The following is a 17,085-nucleotide window of genomic DNA, read 5'->3' as shown; positions in this document are numbered from 1 at the left end:
GAAAGGGCGCGGGGTCGCGCCCTTTCTTGGTTGGCTTAATAGTTCGAAAGGGTCTGAACACAGGTCTTGGTTTCGGTGTTGTACATACCGCAACCCAGATCCTTCCAATCCGATTCCAGCACGGCGGATTCGGGCAGGAAGTCGGTCCATGCGTCACCCGGAACCGGATCGGTTTCCGAGATGATGTCGAACTGGCCGTCGGCCTGAATTTCACCAATCAGCACAGGTTTGGACAGGTGGTGGTTCACGCCCATCACGGCCATGCCACCGGTCAGGTTCGGGTATTCCTGCCCGTACATTGCCGCACGCACAGCATCCACATCGGTGGTGCCAGCCGCTTCGACCGCAGCAACCCACATGTTGAAGCCGATATAGTGGGCCTCCATCGGGTCGTTGGTCACGCGTTTTTCGTCACCGATGAAAGCGTGCCATGTTTCAATGAACTCGGCGTTTTCAGGCGTGTCAGCAGACATGAAATAGTTCCACGCGGCCAGATGCCCGACAAGGTTGGACGTATCCAGTCCCGACAGCTCTTCTTCACCGACCGAAAAGGCCACAACGGGAATATCATCCGCCGAAATACCGGCCGCTGCCAATTCCTTGTAGAAACCGATGTTGGCATCGCCGTTGATGGTCGAGATCACGCCGACTTTTTTGCCGTCAGCGCCCAATGCAACCACATCGGCCACAATCTTGGACCAGTCCGAGTGACCAAACGGCGTGTAGTTCACAAAGATATCTCCGGCGGCAATGCCCTTACCCTTGAGATAGCTTTCAAGGATGTTGTTGGTTGTACGCGGATAGACATAGTCGGTGCCCAACAGGGCGAATTTCTCGATGCCAAGCTCGTCCAGAAAATAATCCGTTGCAGGGATCGCCTGTTGGTTCGGCGCGGCACCGGTGTAGAACACGTTCTTGGACGATTCCTCGCCCTCGTATTGCACCGGATAGAACAGCAGGCCGTTCAGTTCTTCGATGACCGGCAGAACCGATTTGCGCGATACGGATGTCCAGTTGCCATAGATCACGTCGACATTGTGTACGGTCAGCAACTCACGTGCTTTTTCCGCAAACAGCGGCCAGTCGGATGCAGGGTCGACGACCACGGCCTCAAGTTGTTTGCCCAACAGGCCACCTTTGGCGTTTTGCTGTTCGACCAGCATCAGCATTGTGTCTTTCAGTGTGGTTTCCGAAATCGCCATCGTGCCCGAAAGCGAATGCAGGACGCCGACCTTGATCGTATCGTCGGCAGCCATCGCCACCGAGCCAAGCGACGCGGCCACCAAAGTGCCTGTCAGCGTGGATTTGAGAAAAGTCATATCTGTCTCCAAAGCGGGCCATATTTGGCGGCTGCGGCTTGAACCGCACACACAGCTGCCTAAGTTGGTCCCGCAACTATGCGTTGCAATACCGTGTGGCGGCCCCTCGAGCTCCAATTCGTCAGGTCGCCACACATCCCCCATTCAGCGCAAATTCGGCGCAATCTGGTGGCCTCACCGTCGTGTGAACGGTTTGCGAATGGCAAACACCGATGCAGGTGCAGCATGGTAGCACAGCGGATTCAGCACACTTTTTAGGCAACCACCCGCAAAACGACCAATATTCGGGCGATAAATGTCAGAAATGTGTCCTGCGCATGGGCAATGGCGGTATCCGGTGCTCTAGTAGCTGGCGCAGGGCGTGATGACTCGGATCGCCCACCGGCACAGGGGACAAACAGATTACGCACCTTTCGGTCATACCCACGGCAGACGCCCGCCAGCCCCGTGCGCGCGGGCGCATTGCTGTGTCGTCGAAGCTGGCGCGCGGCCGGTCGGTGCTGGGCGGGCTGCATCAGGCAGGATCGTCAAAATGTCTGTTTCCGCGCAGCAGCAGCCCGGCACTGGACGCCGTAGTGCTGAACACCGCAGGCGGGATCACCGGCGGTGACCGATATGCCTTGGCGGCCGCGGCGGAACGCGGCACCACCCTGTGCCTGACCACGCAGGCCTGCGAGCGTGCCTACCGCGCGCAGACCGGCGAGGTTGGCCAGTTGCGCAACACGCTGACCGTCGAGGCAAAGGCGCGGATCGACTGGCTGCCACAAGAGACGATTCTATATGACGGGGCCGCACTGGACCGCCGGTTGCAGATCGAAATGGCCGCAGAGGCCCAGCTGCTGATGGTTGAACCGCTGGTCTTCGGACGTGCGGCCATGGGCGAACGGCTGAACGGGTTGCACCTGCGCGACCGCATCATGATCAACCGTGCGGGCGTGCCGCTTTTTCATGATGCACTTGTGATGACGGGCGATGTCTCGGCGCATCTGGCCAAACCCTTTGTTGCAAACGAAGCGGGGGCGATGGCCGCACTGGTCTATATCGCGCCGGACGCCGCCGGACAGCTGGGGCCCGTGCGTGCCATGCTGCCCGACACCGCAGGGGCCAGCCTGATTGGTGACGACATGCTGGTGGCAAGATTTCTCGCCATCGACAGTTTCGAGTTGCGGCGCAGCCTGCTGCCCGTTCTTATCCGCCTCAAGGGTGGCCCCCTTCCGCGAACATGGATGATCTGACATGAACCTGACCCCCCGCGAAAAAGACAAACTGCTGATTGCGATGGCCGCCGTGGTCGCCCGCAAACGGCTGGAGCGCGGCGTAAAGCTGAACCATCCCGAAGCAATTGCCCTGATCACCGATGCGGTGGTCGAAGGGGCGCGCGACGGGCGCAGCGTGGCCGACCTGATGGAGGCAGGCGCGCAAATCATCACCCGCGACCAATGTATGGAAGGGATCGCCGAAATGATCCACGACGTGCAGGTCGAGGCCACCTTTCCCGATGGCACCAAGCTGGTGACCGTCCACAATCCCATCCGCTAACAGGAGCCTATCTTGATGAAATCCCTAACGACCCTTGGCCTTTCCCTTCTTGCCGCGCCCGTGGCAGCACACACCGATGCCGGGCTGCACCTGCACCCCCACGTCTCGGACGGGGCCGGCGCGTGGGTGCCAGTGGTGCTGGGCATGGTCGCAATCGCCGCCGCCATCGCCCTGACCGCAGGTCGCGCGGCAATCCGCGCACGCAACCAGAACAAGTCACGCAAATGATACCAGGAGAGTTGATCACAGCCGAGGGCGACATCATCTTGAACGCAGGGGCCACGGCAATCACGCTGATGGTCGCCAACACCGGCGACCGGCCCGTGCAGGTCGGCTCGCACTACCACTTTGCAGAAACAAACGCTGCGTTGGACTTTGACCGCGACACCGCGCGGGGCATGCGTCTGGACATCGCCGCAGGCACCGCCGTGCGCTTTGAGCCGGGCCAGCGCCGCGAGGTGACGCTGATCCCCTATGGCGGGGCGCGGCGGGTGTTCGGATTCAACCAGCAGGTCATGGGAGACCTTTGATGGCGCATAAAGCCAATCGGTACGCAACGCCTGCCGAATTGTACATATCTTGGATGAATGCCTCGATGCTGATGGTGGAAACCGCCAGCGTCATGACGATGCGGGTGATGGGCATGGCGGGCCTGTGGTCTGTCACCAGTTCCGAAAATGACCGCATGATGTCGGAAAAGCCAACGGCTTTTCTGGACAGCGCAACAGCCGCGTCCTTTGCCACCATCAGCGGCAAACGCCCCGACGAGGTGATGAACGCCGCCCTGCGCCCCCTGCGCCGCAAGACCCGCGCCAATGCCCGCCGTCTGGGCAAACGCGGCCCCCTGATGCCCGGTACAAAAACCCGCTGACCGCCCACCAAAGGACACGCCCATGCCCAAGCCAATTGCCCGCGCCGATTATGCAGCCATGTTCGGCCCCACCACCGGCGACCGTTTGCGTCTGGCCGATACCGACCTGATCATCGAGGTCGAACGCGACCTGACCACCTATGGCGAAGAGGTCAAATTCGGCGGCGGCAAAGTGATCCGCGACGGCATGGGCCAGTCCCAGACGACCCGCGCGGACGGCGCGGTGGATACGGTGATCACCAACGCGCTGATCGTGGACCACACCGGCATCTACAAGGCCGACGTGGGGCTGAAAGACGGGCGCATCCACAAGATCGGCAAGGCGGGCAACCCCGACACCCAGTCGGGCGTCGACATCATCATCGGCCCCGGCACCGAAGCCATCGCAGGCGAAGGGCGGATTCTGACCGCAGGCGGGTTCGACAGCCACATCCACTTTATCTGCCCGCAACAGATGGAGGACGCGCTACATTCCGGCGTGACCACCTGTCTGGGCGGCGGCACCGGCCCCGCGCACGGCACGCTCGCCACCACCTGCACGCCGGGGCCCTGGCACATTGGGCGGATGTTGCAGGCCTTCGACAGCATCCCGATGAACATCGGACTTTCGGGCAAGGGCAACGCCAGCCAGCCTGCCGCATTGGTCGAGATGGTCAACGCGGGAGCCTGTGCGCTGAAACTGCACGAGGACTGGGGCACCACCCCTGGCGCCATCGACTGCTGCCTATCCGTGGCCGACGACATGGACGTGCAGGTGATGATCCACACCGACACGCTGAACGAAAGCGGCTTTGTCGAGAACACCGTCGCCGCCATGAAGGGCCGCACCATCCACGCCTTTCACACCGAAGGCGCGGGCGGCGGGCACGCGCCGGACATCATCAAGATCTGCGGCGAGGAACATGTGCTGCCCTCGTCCACCAACCCCACGCGCCCCTTCACCGTCAACACGCTGGAAGAGCATCTGGACATGCTGATGGTCTGTCACCACCTTGACAAATCCATCCCCGAAGACGTGGCCTTTGCCGAAAGCCGTATCCGCCGCGAGACCATCGCCGCCGAGGACATCCTGCACGACATGGGAGCGTTTTCGATCATCGCCAGCGACTCACAAGCGATGGGGCGCATCGGCGAAGTGCTGATCCGCACCTGGCAGACCGCCGACAAGATGAAAAAGCAACGCGGGCGTCTGGTGGAAGAAACAGGCGACAACGACAATTTCCGCGTGCGCCGCTATATCGCCAAATACACCATCAACCCCGCCATCGCCCACGGCATCAGCCGCGAGATCGGCAGCATCGAAGAGGGCAAGCGCGCCGATCTGGTGCTGTGGAACCCGGCGTTCTTTGGCGTGAAACCGGAAATGGTGCTGATGTCGGGCACCATCGTCATGGCACAGATGGGCGACCCCAACGCGTCGATCCCGACCCCGCAGCCGGTCTATTCGCGGCCCATGTTCGGGGCATTCGGTCGGTCGGTCGAACATTCGTCGATCACCTTTGTCAGTGCGGCCGCGCAAGACGCCAACATTCGCGGCACGCTGGGGCTGGCCAAGCAGACCGTCGCCGTCAGCAACACGCGCAACATCGGAAAATCCGACCTCAAGCTGAACACCGCCCTGCCCCACATCGAGGTGAACCCCGAGACCTACGAGGTCCGCGCCGATGGCGAACTGCTGACCTGCGAGCCCGCCGAAGTGCTGCCGATGGCGCAACGCTATTTCATGTTCTGAAGGTTTGACCATGCACACCCTGACCGCCCGCATCTATCACGATCACAGTCACTCGACCCCCTTTGCGCAGATCACGCTGGATTACGACACGCGGTTTCTGCGCCGCAAGATGCTGGAAACCGACGACGGCCAGCCGATCCTGATCGACCTGGCGCAGACCACTTCGCTGGATCATGGCGGGGTGCTGGTGCTGTCGGACGGGCGCGAGGTGCTGGTACAGGCCGCCGCCCAGGATCTGCTGGAGGTGACGGGCGACGACATGCCGCGCATCGCATGGCACATCGGCAACCGTCACACGCCCTGCCAGATCGAGGACCGCCGCCTGCTGATCCAGCCCGACCACGTGATCCGCGACATGCTGGGCAAGATCGGCGCCACTGTGCGCGAAGTGCACGAGCCGTTCACGCCCGAGGGCGGCGCCTATGGCGTTGGGCGCACGCACAGCCATGCCCACTGATCCCACTGGCCCTAGTCACGACGCCGTTCTGACGCTGGCGCAATGGTTCTCGCCGTCGTTTCCGGTGGGCGCGTTCGCCTATTCGCACGGGCTGGAATGGGCGGTGCAGGCGGGCGACGTGGCGGATGCCACGCAGACCCGAGACTGGATCGAAACAGTGCTGCGCCATGGCGCGGGCTGGAACGATTGCCTGTTCATTGCCGCCGCCTATCGCGCCGATGACGCGGGTGTTGTGGATGCGACCGCCCGCGCCTTTGCCGCCTCGTCCGAGCGGTTGCGCGAAACCGACCTGCAAGGGGCCGCCTTTGCCACAGCCGTTGCCGCCCTGAACGGTGCCACTGCCACGCCGCGCACCTATCCGGTCGCCGTGGGCGAAGCGGCGCGGCACGCCGGTCTGCCGCTGGACCTGACCGCCAAGATGTACCTGCACAGCCTGACCAGCAGTCTGGCAGGGGCCGCGATGCGGCTGGTCCCGCTGGGTCAAAGCGACGGTCAGGCGATCATCCGCGCCCTGACACCTGCGGCGCAGGACATCGCCGCGCGCGCCTGTACTACCAGCCTTGACGACTTGACCGCCACGGCGTTCCTGACCGACATCGCCTCGATGAAACACGAAACCCAATATTCAAGGATTTTCCGCACATGACCCATATGAACGGCCCCCTGCGCGTCGGTATCGGTGGCCCTGTGGGCGCTGGCAAGACCACCCTGACCGCAGCCCTGTGCGAAGCGCTGCGCGACAGCCATTCGGTCGGCGTGATCACCAATGACATCTACACGCAAGAGGACGCCGAAGCCCTGATGCGGATGCAGGTGTTGCCGCAGGACCGCATCATCGGCGTCGAAACCGGCGGCTGCCCCCACACCGCGATCCGCGAGGATGCCTCGATCAATCTGGCTGCTGTGGATCAGATGGTCAAACGCCACCCAGAGATCGAAGTGCTGCTGATCGAAAGCGGCGGCGACAATCTGTCGGCGACATTCAGCCCCGAACTGGCGGATGTGACGCTCTATGTGATCGACGTGGCGGCGGGCGAGGAAATACCGCGCAAGGGCGGACCTGCGATCACCAAATCCGACATCCTGATCATCAACAAGACCGATCTTGCGCCCTATGTCGGCGCGTCTCTGGAGGTGATGGAGCGGGATGCAACGAGGATGCGTGCGGGGCGTCCGTTCCTGTTCACGTCCCTGCGCCAACGTGAAGGCGTGGCCGAGGTGGTGGCGGCGCTGAAGAAGGTTGGCGGGCTGGCATAGGGCACTTTAGGCCACCTACGGCCAATACGCAGCCCGCAGATCCTTTTTCAATATCTTCCCGATCGAACTGCGCGGCAGCACATCGCGCACTTCGACGGCGCTCAGCCGGTGGCTCTTGCCCAGTTTCTCGTTCGCCCGCGCGCGGATGTCCTCGCCCGTCGCCACGGACCCCTCGCGCAGCACCACCAGACCCAATGGCGTCTCGCCCCATGCCTCGGACGGTACACCGATCACGGCGGCATCGGTCACGTCGGGATCAGCCAGCAGGATCAGTTCCAGATCGTTGGCATAAATGTTCAGCCCGCCCGAAATGATCATGTCCTTCTTGCGATCCGACAGCACCAGAAAGCCGTCTGCATCAAACGATCCCATATCGCCCGACCGCAGATAGACGTCGCCATCGGCATTGCGCCACAGCGTCTCTTCGGTCAGGTCGTCGCGGCCATAATACCCCGCCATCATCGTCGGCGACCGCCCGCAAATCTCTCCCACTTCGCCGGGGGCCACCTCGACCCCGTCCACCCCGATCAGGCGGATGTCGCAATGCGGCGCAGGCTTGCCCACGGTGTGCAGTTTGGTCGGGTTCTCGTCCGCAATCAAAACAGTCACGCCGCCGCCTTCGGTCAGCCCATAATACTCCACCAGCTTGCCGGGCATTTGCGCCAGAACCTTCTGCTTCACATCCGCGCGCAGCGGCGCCGAAGTGGACAGCTTCAGCCGCATTGCGCTTAGGTCATAGTCGGCAAACTCGGGCAATTCGACGATACGCTTGTATTGCACCGGCACCAGCATCGTGTGCGTCGCCGCTTCGGCTTCGGCCAGTGCCAGCCAGCCCTGCGCATCGAATTTCGACATCAGAATGGCGGTAGAGCCGCCCACCAGCGTCGGCAGGAACGCGACTATGGTGGTGTTGGAATAGAGCGGCGTGGACAGCAGCGTGCGCGCGGCGTCGTCATAGCCGTTGGCGGTCACCCGGTCCATCTGCGCGGCACGCAGGAAATGGGTGTGCAGGATGCCCTTGGGCGTGCCCGTGGTGCCCGAGGAATAGATCAGGTTAAAGCCGTCGCCCATGCCCACCGGCACCATCGGGTCGGTGGTGTCGGCATCGTCCATCGCCTGCGCATAGGCCTCGACCCCGTCGGCCTCGAAGTCCAGCGCAATGCGGGTAATGTCCATCGCGTCGATGAACGGCACCAGTTCACGGTAGGTTTCGGCCAGACAGAACACGCGCGCGCCGCAGTCTTTCACCATCTTTTCAAGCGCCGTGGTTGACGCCATCGTTGACAGCGGCACCACACAGCCCCCCGCCCGCAGGATGCCCATGAACAGGACCGCATAGGCGATCGAGTTGGGCGCCAACACCGCCACACGGTCACCGCGCGTCACGCCGCGGGCGATCAGCATGTTGGCCGCCTTGTTAATCGCCGTGTCAAAGGCCGCCCAGCTCAGCCGCGTGCCATCGCAGACCACCGCATCACGGTCGGGATTAACCCGCGCCACACGACGCACCATATCGACCACGGTGTCTTCGGGCGTAGTCTCGGGCATGTTCGGGATGATTTCTAGCATGGGGCCTCCTCCGCTCGGCGTTGGCGCGATCCTTGCGCGGGATGCAGGCAATTTCCAGCCCCCAAAACGACATGACACACCCTGCGTGACGTAACGGCGCAATCGTCTTTCAGGGGCGTGTCAGCCGATACATCCATGCGTCGGGTGCAATACGGGGTTTCGCCAGCCCGCATTGCTGCAGCGCAGCATCAGCTCTATGTTCAGGTCAGACATAGGAGAGACGAAGATGTCGAAACTGATCGCAAAATTCAAATTCCGCAACGACGTTGCCACAATGGCCGACAATGCCATGGCCCTGCACGCCCTGAGCGACGCAGAACTGGCTGACCGCAACATGAACCGCAGCGACATCGCACGCGAGATCATGGTCAACGGCAACTGGGCCTAAGGTCCGTCCATCTTCAGCAACCGGCCCGGTCCCGCCACCGGAACGCGGGCCAGTTGCGCCATATGCCACGCCAGCACCAGATTTGACGACAACACCGGCAGCCCCAGTGTGGCCTCCAGCCCGTCGATCACTGGCAATGTCCGTAAATTGGTACAGGACAGGAACACCCCGTCCACATCCGCATTCGCGCACAGATCAAGTGCCGCGTCGATGATGGCCGTGGGCGCGATGCGCACGACTTTGGCCTCTTCCGACTGGGCAAATGTGCCGAAGACGGGTGTTTCAATGCCTTGCGCCGCCAATACAGTGCGCAACTGGTCCGACACTGCCGCAATATAGGGTGACAACAGCGCCAGCCGCCGGATGCCCAGTTGCCTGCACGCCGCGATCAGCGCCGAAACCGGATCGGTGACATCCGCCACCTGCCTGCCCTGCCGCACCAGCCGCGCGATCTGTTCCGGCCCTATTTGCGCCGCCCCCGAGGTGCATCCATAAGCCACCGCCGCCAGATCCGCTCCGGGGGGCAACAGTGACGCCGCCGTGCCCAGATGGGCGGCCATCTCGGCCAATGTCTCGCGGGTCACCCGCAGATCGCTTGGCACACGGCTGACATAGACCTGCGCATCACCCAACAGGCTGCGCAACTCGCCCTCGATCGTCTCGTCGCTTTGCAGCACCACCAACCCCAGCGACGGCCCCACCGTTACACTGTCATAGGCGTATACGGTCACAGCTGAACCATCTGGTCATCGCTGGGAATGCTCAGCCATTGCGGCCCGTCAGCGGTGATCACGATGTTTTCCTCGTGGACCAGCATTCGTCCCGGTGCAAGTTCGATCGAAGGCTCCAGCGTCAGCACCATCCCCGGTTCCAGCGCCGTGTGATCGGCGGCAATCAGCGACGGCCATTCGGTCAACTGCATCCCCAGCCCGTGCCCCAGCCGACCCGCATCCGTTCCGCCCGCGCCGCCTGTTACAACGCGATCCATCGCGTGAAACAGATCGGCTGCGGTGGCTCCGGGCTGTGCTGCCTCGAAGGCGACCTCGGTCGCCTCGATCAGCCGCACATGGGCGTCGCGGGCGGGCTGGCCCACATTACCCACCGCGAAATTGCGGTCGAAATCGCAGAAATACCCCGCCTTGACCGCGCCCGTGTCCAGCATCAGCACATCGCCGTCTTCCAATGGCACATCCGTGGCGGGTGAAATCACGTCGCCATAGCCGCCCTGCCCCGCCGCACCGGCCAGATAGGGCACCCAATCGGCGCCTTCGGTCAGCAGCAGGATCTGAAACCGGCGGAACACTTCGGACAGGGGCAGACCTGTGCCGATCACCTCGGGCACGCGGTCGAACGCGGCGTTGGCGATCTGGCAAATGGTGGCAATGCAGTCGATTTCGGCGTCGGATTTGATCAACCGCAGGCGGCGCATGATGCCCGCATCATCGCGAAAGCTCGCGGCACTCTGCAAAGCGGCCCATGTGTCCAGCGGCATCCGCAAATGGGTCTCGGCCCCGCTCGGCACGCCGATAGGCCCGCGCACCTCGGTCAGGGCATCGCGCAGCAGGCTGATGCCGTCATCATGCGGCTGCGGGCTGCGCCATGTGCGGATGTCGGTGATCCAGCTTTGCCCCATCAGATGCGCCCCGATGGACGGGATCACCGCCACCGGATCGCCACGCGCAGGCACGATCAGAAACCACGGCCGCGCGGGGCTTTCCCAAAAGCGGGTGAGAAAACCGGTGAAATAGCGCACCTCGGGTTCGGTGGTCAACAAGAGTGCGGCCAGACCTTCGCGGTCCATCATCCTCTGGGCACGGTGCAGGCGGGCGCGATATTCTTCCGGTGCGAAATCGGTCATGTCTATTCCGGTCCTTCACTGAGGATGCACAGCACACGGGCCTCTGCACCCAGACCCAAGGCCTGCGCACTGGCGATCAGCCCCGCAATGCCCGCCGCACCGGAGGGCGTCGAGGACAGGCCATGCGCCGCGCAAGCCGCAGCACCCACCGCGCCTTCGTCTTCAGAGATCAGCACAAACGCATCAGCATCCCGCGCCAACCCTTTGAGCGCGATCAGCGACGGTTCCTTGCAATCCAGCCGCCCCATTGCCGACACCGGCCCGTGGGTCGTCATCGCAATGCCCGCCGAAACCGATGCGTAAAGCGCAGGGGCCGCATCCGGTTCGACCACCACGATCTGCACCGCCGCGCCCCAAGCCTTGCGGGCGAGCGCCGCGCAGGCACCGGCCAGCCCGCCAACGCCCGCCTGCAAGAACAGATGCGTCGGCGGCTGCGGTATCTGGCGGATCGCCTCGTCCATCAGCGCAAGATAGCCTTCCATCAGCCGGTGCGGACGGTCGTAATAGCCGGGCCAGGAACTGTCGGACAACAGTGCGAACCCTTCGGTGTCCGCAGCACAAGTCGCGGCGGCCATGCTGTCTTCGTAAAATTCCCCCTCGCGGCGCACTTCGGCCCCGATATCGCGCAGGCGCGCGGCAAAGGCTTCGGGCACAGTTTCGGCGATATAGACCACCGCCCGCGCCCCGAATGCGGCGGCACCGGCCGCCACGCTCATCCCGTGATTGCCCGCGCTGGCGGTGACATAGGTGCAGCCCCGTGCAGTGCCATCGGCAGCATCGCAAGCAATGACATAAGCCGCCCCCAGCGCCTTGAAGCTGCCCAACCCCATTCGGTTACGCTCGTCCTTGATGTGCAGGATTCCGATGCCTGCCAGCGCCGCCAGCGCGGGTGCCGCGACCAAGGGGGTTGCAGCAGCCACCGGACATTGCGCCACCAACAGCGCGGCCCGCGCGGCATCGACCGAAGGTGCGGGCACGTCAGAGGGGAGATCAACAAGGCGGCGGGGGGTATTGCTCAGTATTTCCATAGCCCCATTAGGGGCGGCAGCACAGGCGGGCGTCAAGCGTCAATACGGCATAGCACGCCCGTCAGGCGGCACATCTGTCCGTCAGGTCAGCGTGGATCATAGGGGCGCGGCACCCCAAGAGTTTTACCAAGCTGAGCCCATGTCGCTGTCTCGAATTGTTCCGGCCAATCAACTCCCAAGCTGTATGCCCTCTGCCGGGCACTGGGCAAATAGGCTTTTGCATAAGCCAGATGTGCCGAAATCATGGCATCACGTTCGGGAACAGCCGGTGGAAGGGAAACCAGCAGAGCCTTTTGCTCATCCGTGATGAGCCGGTTAAGATGCAGAATGCCGCCACGGTCTGGAGCATCGGTTTCCTCGATTAGCAGTTCCACGAGATAATTCCGCAGATGAAAGATGCCGAGAACACCATTAATATACTCTTTTCGCCCTTCCGCGAGATGCAGAAGGCCAAGAATTCTTATGAAATCCTCAATCTGATGTTTGAATTTTGATAAATCCGGCCCGTTCTTCGTAGCGGCTTTCGGCAGCCTGTCATAAATGCCATCGTGATCAAACAACGGCTTGAGCCTGTTCTGGGTATGGGCACCCATCTGACTTGGCTTAAGAATAACGACATCCGTTCTGGTCCAGTCTTGAGTGATGGCGTTGATTAGAACGGGAACAGTTGTTCGATCCCACCAAAGTACAATTTCGCCGGTCTGGCTGACGGCCTTTCGCCATAATTCCGCGACCTGATCTGTTGCGCCGTCATCCGTCACCAGAACAAAATCTATGTCGCTGTATTTGTCCGCCTGCCCATTCCCGAAGCTTCCACTGAGAAACAATGCCCGAACGCGCGGATCCCCGATTATTACATTGGTAATCGTTCGGATGATTTCGCTGTGCATCAAAGTTCCGCCCATTTGACTGCGTGTCCTATTGCAGCCTATGTACCATGCTCATCATGGTCAATTGGGCCTCAAACCAGATGCCTTCGCGACCTATGCTGCCGTCGCCCCTGCCGACACGCTCTAGACAAAATCAATATGTCGGTTCATCGGCATTTCCCGAATACGCTGGCCTGTCGCCGCAAAGATCGCGTTCGACAGCGCCGCCGCCGCAGGGGGCACCATCGGTTCGCCCATGCCACGCACATGAATGTCGTTCTCCAACCCGCGCACCTCGATCTTCGGGGCCTGCCGCATCCGCAGGCCTTCGAAGGCGTAATAGTTATCCTGCTCGGCCATGCCATCGGCATAGGTGATCTCGCAGTTGATCGCATGGCCCAGCGCAAAGATCACGCCGCCCTGCACGAGGTTTTCAAAGTTCACCGGATCAATCACCCGACCGACTTCGGCCGCAACCCAGACGTTGTCGATGCGGGTGCCGTCGGGGGTGGCGGTGACGTCGATCACCTCGGCCACGGGCACACCGAACGAGGTACAGAAGGCCACGCCGCGCCCGCGCCCCGCACCGGGCATGGTGGCCCAGTTCGACATCTCGGCCACGGCCTCAAGCACCTTGCGCGACGGTTCGTGCCACATCAGGCGCAGACGTTCTTCCACTGGGTCGGCCCCTGCGGCATGTATCAGCTCGTCGAGAAACACATCATGGAAAAACCCGTTGGTCGACGCGCCGACCGACCGCCATGAACTGACCGGAGCCAGCTCCGGTGCGCGGTAGCCCGACACGCGGTAGTTGGGGATTTTCAGCGGCTGTTCCCACGCGCCCGCAACGATCTGCAAATCCGGCCCCGGCACGGTCCAACCCTGTCGACCCATCTGGCTGGACATGACCGATGGCATCGCAATACCCAGATCAAAGGCATGCACCTGCCCGTCCCTGACCACGCCACGCCCGCGCGCCATCGCGATCTGGCGGGGGTGGTCGTGCACCATGTCCTCCTCGCGGCGGTAGGTCAGCTTGACCGGCGTGCCCTTCATCTGCATCGCGATCTCGGTCGCCTGACGTTCGACATCATCCTCAAGCCGCTGGCCAAAGCTGCCGCCCATCATCTGCACGTGCACATGCACATTATCGGCGTCGATACCGGTCAGCTTCGCCACATTGGCCTGAACAAAGCGCGGCACCTGCGTGCCCGTCCACACATCCACGCGGTCGTCTCCGACCAGAACGGTGGCATTGCTGGGCTCAAGCGGGGCGTGCGCCAGATAGGGCGCGCGGTACTCGGCCTCGACCACTTCGGCGTCGGTGGCTTCATGGGCTGCAGCGGCCACATCACCGTCGTCGCGCTTGCGGCTGTCCAGCCGGTCATCGTTGAAACTGTCGGACAGCGCCTGCCAGTGGCTGTCCATCTCGAGCGGATAGGGCGCGTCGTCCCAGTCGATGTCGATGGCCTGTACGGCGGCAAAGGCACGCCATGTGTTGTCGGCCACCACGGCCACGCCGCCCGTTATCGGCAAGACCTGTTTCACACCGCGCATCTTTTCGGCGGCGGTGGCGTCAAAGCCCAGCATCGCGCCACCCTTGCGCGGGTTGGTACGCACGGTGGCGTGCACTGCGCCCTGAGGCTCAAAGTCGATGCAATAGCGCTGGGTGCCGGTGGATTTCGCCACGATATCAAGCCGCTGCTGCGGGGTGCCCATGATGCGCCAGCGCGAAGGATGGCGCAGCGCCAGATGGTCCACCGGCTCGATCTGCGCCGCCTCGGTCGCCAGATCGGTGTAGGCGATGCGGGTGCCGTCGGGCAGGATCACATGGGCGCGTTCGGTGGTCATCTTCTTGGGGTCCTGTCCCGTGCGCCTGCCTGCGGCCACTTTCAACGTCTCGCGTGCCACGGCCCCTGCCATGCGCAGCTTTTCATAGCCGTCAGGCACGGTGGTTGATCCGCCGGTCATCTGCATGCCGGTGAACTTCATCACCGCATCCATTACGCCGCGCGTGGTGTTGGCCATGGTGGATCGGTCGGTGGGCCGGAACGGCGCGCTTTCGGCGGCCAGGGCTGTGTTGTAGTAGGCGGGGCTGGGCACGCCGGGATCGACGCGCACCTGATCCATGTCCACGTCCAGTTCCTCGGCGATCATCATCGCCTGCACCGAATAGGCCCCCTGCCCGCTGTCGGCGCGCGGCGTGATCAGGGTGATGCCGCTGGCGTCGATCTTGACGTAGGGCGTCAGCGCCGCCTCGCCCTCTTGCAGATCGTCCAGCAGCGGGTTCGGGCCGGGTTTGCGGTACATGTAATAGCCAAAAGCCACACCGCTGACGATGGCGACAGAGCCAACCAGAAAGCTGCGGCGGGCAATCGTTTTGACGCGTCCCATAGCCTCAGACCTCGCTCAAGTTGGCGGCGGCAGTTTTGACCGCAGCACGAATGCGTGGATAGGTGCCGCAACGGCACAGGTTGCCCGACATGGCCTCGTCGATATCGGCATCGGTGGGTGCCGGTGTTTCGGCCAGCAAGGCTGCGGCCTGCATCATCTGGCCAGCCTGACAATAGCCGCATTGCGCGACCTGATGGGTGATCCACGCCTCTTGCACGGCATGCAGCGCGTCGGGGGTGCCAAGGCCCTCGATGGTGGTCACTTCGGCCCCTTCGGCGTCAGCGGCCCATGTCTGGCAGGACCGCACAGCGACCCCGTCCAGATGCACGGTACAGGCACCACATTGCGCGACACCGCAACCGTATTTCACACCCTTATAACCCAGTTCGTCGCGCAGCACCCACAGCAGGGGCATGTCCTCTTCCACGTCTACCTCGTGGGCGGTTCCGTCTACTGTCAGCTTCATGGTCTGTGCCTCGCGCTAGTGTCGCAGTCCGTCCCGAACTGTACCGTTCGGTTCAGAATAGCACAAAACCGTCGGCTGCCAATTCACAATCGCTTCGGTGTGGCGATGTGGCTTGCCTGCGCCGAACAGAACGTCAAAGGCCGCCACCAGGGATCTGGCAGCGGCCTTGGAACGTTTTCAAACGCCGGACTGTCCTTCACGGGCAGACAGGCGTAGCGGATCAGAATTCAACGACCGCGCGGATCGATTTACCCTGATGCATCAGCTCGAAACCGTGGTTGATCTCGTCCAACGTCAGCTTGTGGGTGATCATCGGGTCGATCTCGATCTTGCCGTTCATGTACCAGTCGACAATCTTGGGTACATCCGTCCGGCCCTTGGCCCCGCCAAAGGCGGTGCCGCGCCAGACGCGGCCCGTAACCAACTGGAACGGACGTGTCGAGATTTCGGCACCCGCAGGGGCGACGCCGATGATGATGCTCTCGCCCCAGCCCTTGTGCGCGGCCTCAAGGGCGGTGCGCATCACCTTGGTGTTGCCGGTCGCGTCAAACGTGTAGTCCGCGCCGCCCTTGGTCAGTTCGACCAGATGCGCCACCAGATCGCCCTCGACGGTGTTGGGGTTCACGAAATCGGTCATACCGAAGTAACGGCCGGTTTCTTCTTTGTCGTCGTTCAGATCGACGCCCACGATCTGATCCGCCCCGGCAAGGCGCAGGCCCTGAATCACGTTCAGCCCGATGCCGCCCAGACCAAAGACCACGCAACGCGCACCGATCTCGACCTTGGCTGTGTTGATCACGGCACCGATGCCCGTGGTCACGCCGCAGCCGATATAGCAGATCTTGTCAAAGGGTGCGTCCTTGCGGACCTTGGCCAAGGCAATCTCGGGGATCACGGTGTGATTGGCAAAGGTCGAGCAGCCCATGTAGTGATGGATCGGGGTGCCATCCATCATCGAAAAGCGGGTGGTGCCGTCAGGCAGCAGGCCTTGGCCTTGGGTGACGCGGATCGCCTGGCACAGGTTGGTCTTGCCCGACAGGCAGTATTCGCATTCGCGGCATTCCGGCGTGTACAGCGGGATGACGTGGTCGCCCACTTCCAGCGTGGTGACACCTTCGCCCACTTCCAGCACGACGCCTGCGCCCTCATGGCCGAGAATCGCGGGAAAGATGCCTTCGGGATCGTCGCCCGAGCGGGTAAATTCGTCGGTGTGGCACAGACCGGTCGCCTTGATCTCGATCAGAACCTCGCCTTTGCGCGGCCCCTCAAGGTTCACGTCCATAATTTCCAGCGGTTTTCCGGCTTCGACGGCAACGGCGGCGCGGGTTTTCATCATCG

At 62.6% G+C, this 17,085-nt stretch carries 19 protein-coding genes; 10 read left to right on the top strand and 9 right to left on the bottom strand.

The genetic code is table 11. The features are described from left to right. Nucleotides 1-35 precede the first annotated feature (35 nt). Complete coding sequence (urtA, locus tag SULPSESMR1_RS02915; protein ID WP_089419484.1) at nt 36-1,319, bottom strand: urea ABC transporter substrate-binding protein; 1,284 nt, start codon at nt 1,317-1,319, stop codon at nt 36-38. A 467-nt stretch (nt 1,320-1,786) separates the two neighbouring features. Between urtA and SULPSESMR1_RS02910 the strand changes: the two genes are divergently transcribed. From SULPSESMR1_RS02910 to ureG, 9 genes are read left to right on the top strand one after another with little or no spacing between them, the layout of a single operon-like run. After that, on the top strand, nt 1,787-2,554 hold the full coding sequence (locus SULPSESMR1_RS02910) for an urease accessory protein UreD (protein ID WP_345889504.1): 768 nt from the start codon (nt 1,787-1,789) through the stop codon (nt 2,552-2,554). 1 nt (nt 2,555) lies between these two features. After that, nucleotides 2,556-2,858 carry an urease subunit gamma gene (locus tag SULPSESMR1_RS02905; protein ID WP_028958337.1) on the top strand — a complete coding sequence of 101 codons (303 nt, stop codon included), beginning with the start codon at nt 2,556-2,558 and terminating at the stop codon, nt 2,856-2,858. A 15-nt stretch (nt 2,859-2,873) separates the two neighbouring features. Then, complete coding sequence (locus SULPSESMR1_RS02900) at nt 2,874-3,086, top strand: hypothetical protein (protein WP_089419482.1); 213 nt, start codon at nt 2,874-2,876, stop codon at nt 3,084-3,086. Continuing rightward, nucleotides 3,083-3,388 carry an urease subunit beta gene (locus SULPSESMR1_RS02895; protein WP_089419481.1) on the top strand — a complete coding sequence of 102 codons (306 nt, stop codon included), beginning with the start codon at nt 3,083-3,085 and terminating at the stop codon, nt 3,386-3,388. The genes SULPSESMR1_RS02900 and SULPSESMR1_RS02895 overlap by 4 nt, the downstream gene beginning before the upstream one ends. After that, nucleotides 3,388-3,729: an antifreeze protein gene (locus SULPSESMR1_RS02890; RefSeq protein ID WP_240311283.1), complete on the top strand. Its 342-nt coding sequence runs from the start codon at nt 3,388-3,390 to the stop codon at nt 3,727-3,729. Before SULPSESMR1_RS02895 ends, SULPSESMR1_RS02890 begins: the two co-directional genes overlap by 1 nt. Before the next feature lie 22 nt (nt 3,730-3,751). Beyond that, nucleotides 3,752-5,461, top strand: a complete 1,710-nt coding sequence (ureC, locus tag SULPSESMR1_RS02885; protein ID WP_089419480.1) for an urease subunit alpha — start codon at nt 3,752-3,754, stop codon at nt 5,459-5,461. A gap of 10 nt (nt 5,462-5,471) precedes the next feature. Next, nucleotides 5,472-5,918: an urease accessory protein UreE gene (locus SULPSESMR1_RS02880; RefSeq protein ID WP_089419479.1), complete on the top strand. Its 447-nt coding sequence runs from the start codon at nt 5,472-5,474 to the stop codon at nt 5,916-5,918. After that, nucleotides 5,908-6,564: an urease accessory protein UreF gene (locus tag SULPSESMR1_RS02875; RefSeq protein WP_089422101.1), complete on the top strand. Its 657-nt coding sequence runs from the start codon at nt 5,908-5,910 to the stop codon at nt 6,562-6,564. The genes SULPSESMR1_RS02880 and SULPSESMR1_RS02875 overlap by 11 nt, the downstream gene beginning before the upstream one ends. Continuing rightward, on the top strand, nt 6,561-7,175 hold the full coding sequence (gene ureG, locus SULPSESMR1_RS02870) for an urease accessory protein UreG (protein WP_089419478.1): 615 nt from the start codon (nt 6,561-6,563) through the stop codon (nt 7,173-7,175). The genes SULPSESMR1_RS02875 and ureG overlap by 4 nt, the downstream gene beginning before the upstream one ends. 15 nt (nt 7,176-7,190) lie before the next feature. Here the strand turns inward: ureG and SULPSESMR1_RS02865 are convergent, their stop codons facing one another. Continuing rightward, nucleotides 7,191-8,744, bottom strand: coding sequence for a class I adenylate-forming enzyme family protein (locus tag SULPSESMR1_RS02865; protein WP_089419477.1), 1,554 nt, complete (start codon nt 8,742-8,744; stop codon nt 7,191-7,193). 226 nt (nt 8,745-8,970) lie between these two features. Between SULPSESMR1_RS02865 and SULPSESMR1_RS24890 the strand changes: the two genes are divergently transcribed. Beyond that, nucleotides 8,971-9,132, top strand: coding sequence for a DUF1127 domain-containing protein (locus SULPSESMR1_RS24890; RefSeq protein ID WP_114284513.1), 162 nt, complete (start codon nt 8,971-8,973; stop codon nt 9,130-9,132). On the opposite strand, the gene SULPSESMR1_RS02860 is transcribed toward SULPSESMR1_RS24890, so the two are convergent. From SULPSESMR1_RS02860 to SULPSESMR1_RS02830, 7 genes are all read right to left on the bottom strand, one after another. Then, complete coding sequence (locus SULPSESMR1_RS02860; protein WP_089419476.1) at nt 9,129-9,863, bottom strand: maleate cis-trans isomerase family protein; 735 nt, start codon at nt 9,861-9,863, stop codon at nt 9,129-9,131. The genes SULPSESMR1_RS24890 and SULPSESMR1_RS02860 overlap by 4 nt on opposite strands. Then, complete coding sequence (locus SULPSESMR1_RS02855) at nt 9,860-10,990, bottom strand: M24 family metallopeptidase (protein ID WP_089419475.1); 1,131 nt, start codon at nt 10,988-10,990, stop codon at nt 9,860-9,862. The genes SULPSESMR1_RS02860 and SULPSESMR1_RS02855 overlap by 4 nt, the downstream gene beginning before the upstream one ends. A 2-nt stretch (nt 10,991-10,992) precedes the next feature. Continuing rightward, a complete protein-coding gene (locus tag SULPSESMR1_RS02850; RefSeq protein ID WP_089419474.1) occupies nt 10,993-12,018 on the bottom strand; it encodes a pyridoxal-phosphate dependent enzyme in 1,026 nt (341 codons plus the stop codon). 86 nt (nt 12,019-12,104) lie between these two features. Beyond that, a complete protein-coding gene (locus SULPSESMR1_RS02845; RefSeq protein WP_089419473.1) occupies nt 12,105-12,923 on the bottom strand; it encodes an aminoglycoside 6-adenylyltransferase in 819 nt (272 codons plus the stop codon). A gap of 108 nt (nt 12,924-13,031) precedes the next feature. Then, nucleotides 13,032-15,281: a xanthine dehydrogenase family protein molybdopterin-binding subunit gene (locus tag SULPSESMR1_RS02840; protein WP_089419472.1), complete on the bottom strand. Its 2,250-nt coding sequence runs from the start codon at nt 15,279-15,281 to the stop codon at nt 13,032-13,034. Nucleotides 15,282-15,285: 4 nt separating this feature from the next. Next, nucleotides 15,286-15,747, bottom strand: coding sequence for a (2Fe-2S)-binding protein (locus tag SULPSESMR1_RS02835; RefSeq protein WP_089419471.1), 462 nt, complete (start codon nt 15,745-15,747; stop codon nt 15,286-15,288). Between the two features lie 220 nt (nt 15,748-15,967). Beyond that, on the bottom strand, nt 15,968-17,080 hold the full coding sequence (locus tag SULPSESMR1_RS02830) for an S-(hydroxymethyl)glutathione dehydrogenase/class III alcohol dehydrogenase (RefSeq protein WP_089422100.1): 1,113 nt from the start codon (nt 17,078-17,080) through the stop codon (nt 15,968-15,970). Between the last annotated feature and the right edge of the window lie 5 nt (nt 17,081-17,085).

It is taken from the genome of Pseudosulfitobacter pseudonitzschiae (assembly GCF_002222635.1).
GTDB classification, from domain to species: domain Bacteria; phylum Pseudomonadota; class Alphaproteobacteria; order Rhodobacterales; family Rhodobacteraceae; genus Pseudosulfitobacter; species Pseudosulfitobacter pseudonitzschiae_A.
The sequence above is the reverse complement of the archived record's forward strand: the minus strand, read 5'-3'. Positions and strand labels throughout refer to the sequence as shown.